Here is a 3,732-nt window from a genome sequence, read left to right on the forward strand (position 1 = left end):
GTCCGACGCCGGCGTCGGCGAGCACCTCGGCCGCGACGCCGGATTCGGAGGCGGTGCCGACTCAGTCCGTCCCGGTCCCGCCGGCCGGTTCGTCCTCGTCGTCGACGGGGGTGAGGTCGAGGTCCGACTCGTCGGTGAGCGCTTCGACCTCGTCCTCGTCGAGTACCTCCTCGCCGACTTCGAGGCCGAACTCGGCGGCGCGTTCGCGCCAGAACTCGCGGTACCCCTCGTGCTCGACGTCGCTCGTAACCGTCGTCTCGCCCCGTTCCAGTCGCGCCTGCTTCTCGCGGACCTCGGCGATGAGGTCCTCGGCGAGGTCGGTCGAGAGTTGGCCGCTCAACTCCGCCTCCGTGATGGCGCTCTCCTCGGCCTGTAGAATGCGCCGTTCGCTCTGCAGTAGTTCCTGTTTGAGCAGGGAGGGCTCCCGCTCCAGTAGCGAGCGGATGACGTGCTCGAGTTCGCGCTTCTCGCGCCCGTACTCGCGCTTGAACCGTTCGTACACGCCGGTCCGGATGAGGTTCTGCGCGTGGAGGCGTTCGGCCTCGTTCAGCGCCTCGTCAACCGCCTTCGCCCGCGTGAGGAGGAGGTCGTACAGTTCCCGTTCCTTCCCGGACGTCTGCACGCCCACCGCGCGGAGGAACCGCTTCATCGACAGGCCCTGGACGACGAGGCTGAACGCGGCGATGCCGAACACGAGGACGCGGAGTTGCTGCCGCGGTCCGACGGACTCCGGCAGTCCGAGGACGAGCGCGATGGGTATCGAACCGTGGAGGCCGCCCCAGACGAGGACGTGCTGGTAGTTCCGCGGCACGTTCGCGTCCGAGAGCCGGTTGGCCACCTCCGTCAGGGGGTAGACGGCGACGGCGCGCGCGGCGAGGACGAGGACGATGGCGGGCAGCAGCAGTTCCGCCTCGGCGATTATCTGCCGAATCGGCGTCTTCACGCCGAGCAGGAGGAAGATGAACGTGTTGACGACGTACGCGGCCGTCTCCCACGTGTTGAACACGGCCGTCTTCGTCTGCGCCGACATGGCGTACTCGCGGCCGCGGTTGCCGATGAGAAGCCCGGCGGCCACGGTGGCGATGACGCCGCTGACGTGGAGGTAGTGCTCGGCGACGAGGAACGCCCCGTAGGCGAGGACGACGGTGAGGACGATCTCGGTCATGTGCTCGTCGAGGTTCGCCATCACGCGGTAGACGAGGTAGCCCGCCGCGAGTCCGACGACGGCGCCGCCGCCGGCCGAGACGACGATGCCGCCCGCGAGTTCCCCGACGCCCGCTATCGTCGCGAGGTCCGCGGCGCTGTCGCCCGCCTCGACCAGCGCGAGGAGGGCGGAGAAGATGACGACGGAGATGCCGTCGTTCAGCAGGCTCTCGCCCTCCACGAGGACGGCGAGGCGGTCCGGCGCGCCCACCTGCTTGAACAGCGCCAACACGGAGACGGGGTCCGTCGGGAGGACGATGGTGCCGAACAGGAGGCCGATGAGCAGGGTGTAGCCGAGCAGTTCCGTGGCGACGAGTCCGACGACGACGATGGACGCCGCCAGTCCCACCGTCGCGAGCGTCAGCATCACCGGGAAGTTCGACCTGAACTCGTCGATGTCCGTCGTCGCCGCCCCCTCGAACAGCAGGGGCGGCAGGACGACGAGGAGGATGATGTCGTGCGTGAGCGTGATGTCTATCTCCAGTCCGACGATGGACGCGCCGAACCCCGCGATGAGGAGCGCGATGGTGTACGGGATGCGTCCGATTTTGGCCAGTACCGCGCCGACGCCGCCCGCGATGAGAAAGACGGTCAACAGGTCGATGAGTTGTTGTTCCAGCCCACTCGCCATTGACAGTTCGTTCTCGGGGCCAACGGTTAGGTTCGGTGGCAGGCGGACGGAGGGTGCGGAGGGGGCGGCGGAGCGAGGGGGCGACGGAGCGCGGTGACAAGGAGAAGGCGATGGGGGCCCTCAGAGCGGGCGCGTCGGGGCGACGTCACCGACGGGCGTCGCGTCCCGCCACACCCACTCGAACAGGTCGTTCCCGAACCGCACCGCGGTGTCGGAGTCGGCGACCAGTTCCGTACTCGGGTCGTACGACCCGTCCAGTCGCGGCAGCGAGAGGAACGTCGTTCCGTCGGCGACGGCGAGGGCGAACGACACGTCCGCGACGCGGACGGTGAGGTTCTCGGGGATGGGGACGTCGCCGTCGTCGTGCCGGCGAACCTCGTCGACGACGGCTTCGGTGACGAGGAGGCGGCCGGGTCTGTCCTCGCACACCTCCCGGAGCGTCTGTCCGAGGTCCGGGAAGTGGACCGGCGAGACGACGGCCACCTCCGCGGCGTTCCGGAGACTGTCGTGGATGAGCCGAATCGCGCCCGCCGGGTCCGTCTCGGAGACGCGAAACACGTCCAGCCCTTCCAGTTCGGACAGGCGGGCACGGAAGGGGTCGGGGAGCGCTCGGATGTCGTGGGTGCGCCAGTAGTCGAGGTCGGTCCGAAACGTCGACTCCAACCGCCGCCGCCGTTCGACGCGTCCGCGACGACGATTCCCACGCCGGTGAGTCGGAGTCGTTCGCCGTCGTCCACTTCGAGCACGCCGTGCTCTCGGAGGTCGTTCACCGCCGCGTAGACGCCCGACTCGCTGGCGTCGAGGGCGGAACAGAGCGCCCGGGTCGTCGCAGACTCCGCGGCGAGCGTCGTCACGACGGACTCGCGAGTGGTGGAACTCGTGACGTACTCGACGACCGGCGGTGCCCCGTCTTCGTTCACTCCTTCGAGTCGACGTGGTGCGAACCTAAACCCAACGGTGCGGCCTCGGTGACCGCAGGGGCCGAAGAGTTGCGGGGAAAAGGTGGGGCGGCAGATGAGGTGCGCGTCGTCGACTGGCGGGGTCGACTTCGAGGGGTCTCACGTCCCACGGACGGACCTGCACGGGCACACGTCCGCTGGGACGTATCGTTCTGAGTGCGCATCCCACTTCAAAGTTTATCAATTCTGACAATAATTCTCCGGGCGAATTTCAAAGTTCCAGTCCGACTTGAATCTCTCGCCCCGACTGGAAGCAGGGGGTCGGGGCCGCGGGTATCTGTCAGCACGACACGACAACCTCGAAACGCATTTACTGTGTGTCCCGGTATGTCGTGGCGTGGATAGAGACGCCGCCCGGACGCTCGCTCTCGCCCTCCTCGCCGTCCTCGCCCTCGGTGTCGCCGCGGCCACCATCGACACGGCCGTCACCGGCGGGTCCGGCGGCGTCGGAGGCGGGGTGGGTCCCGCGACTGGAATCGGACCGTCGGACGAGAGCGGTGTCGGCGTGGACGACACGGAAGGCGGCACGGGCACGTTCGGTTCGCTCTGCCTGCCCGCCCTGACGGAACCGGCGGCTATCGCGGCCATCCTCGCCGTCTTCGTCGGGCTCTTGGCCCTCGTCTACTACGACACCCGGTCGCTGTTCCCCGTCGCCGTCTTCGGCATCACGTTCGGCATCCCCGGTTACGTCTTCTGGGCGCTTCTCACCTCCTGCCGAGGAGTCGAGTTCTCCGGCACCGGTCTCGGCGCGAGCAACGGGACGTTCTCGCTGCCGCAGGGCGGCGGCGGCCTCCCGGGGGCCGGCGAGGGTCCGGTCTCCCCGCCGACGGCGATATTCGGCTTCATCCTCCTGCTGGCACTCCTCGGCGCCGTCGCCCTTCTGTTCGTCTCGACGGGCGACGACGAGGTGGCCGAACGCGAGACGGTCGACGACGACGA

Annotated in this window: 2 protein-coding genes and 1 pseudogene; 1 reads left to right on the plus strand and 2 read right to left on the minus strand. The window is 68.5% G+C overall.

Annotated features, from left to right (window positions below; all coding sequences use genetic code 11):
• Window positions 1–61 precede the first annotated feature (61 nt).
• Together GJ632_RS20245 and GJ632_RS20250 are read right to left on the minus strand one after the other, a co-directional pair.
• Window positions 62–1,834, minus strand: a complete 1,773-nt coding sequence (locus GJ632_RS20245) for a sodium:proton antiporter (protein ID WP_191453867.1) — start codon at window positions 1,832–1,834, stop codon at window positions 62–64.
• A 120-nt stretch (window positions 1,835–1,954) separates the two neighbouring features.
• Window positions 1,955–2,497 (minus strand): transcriptional regulator FilR1 domain-containing protein, encoded by a 543-nt coding sequence (locus tag GJ632_RS20250; protein WP_231751716.1) that lies wholly within the window; start codon window positions 2,495–2,497, stop codon window positions 1,955–1,957.
• 633 nt (window positions 2,498–3,130) lie between these two features.
• Here GJ632_RS20250 and GJ632_RS20255 point away from each other — a divergent pair.
• Window positions 3,131–3,732: pseudogene (locus GJ632_RS20255) on the plus strand (DUF4129 domain-containing protein); the annotation flags it as partial.

Source organism: Halogeometricum sp. CBA1124 (assembly GCF_009741955.1).
GTDB classification, from domain to species: Archaea; Halobacteriota; Halobacteria; order Halobacteriales; family Haloferacaceae; genus Halogeometricum; species Halogeometricum rufum.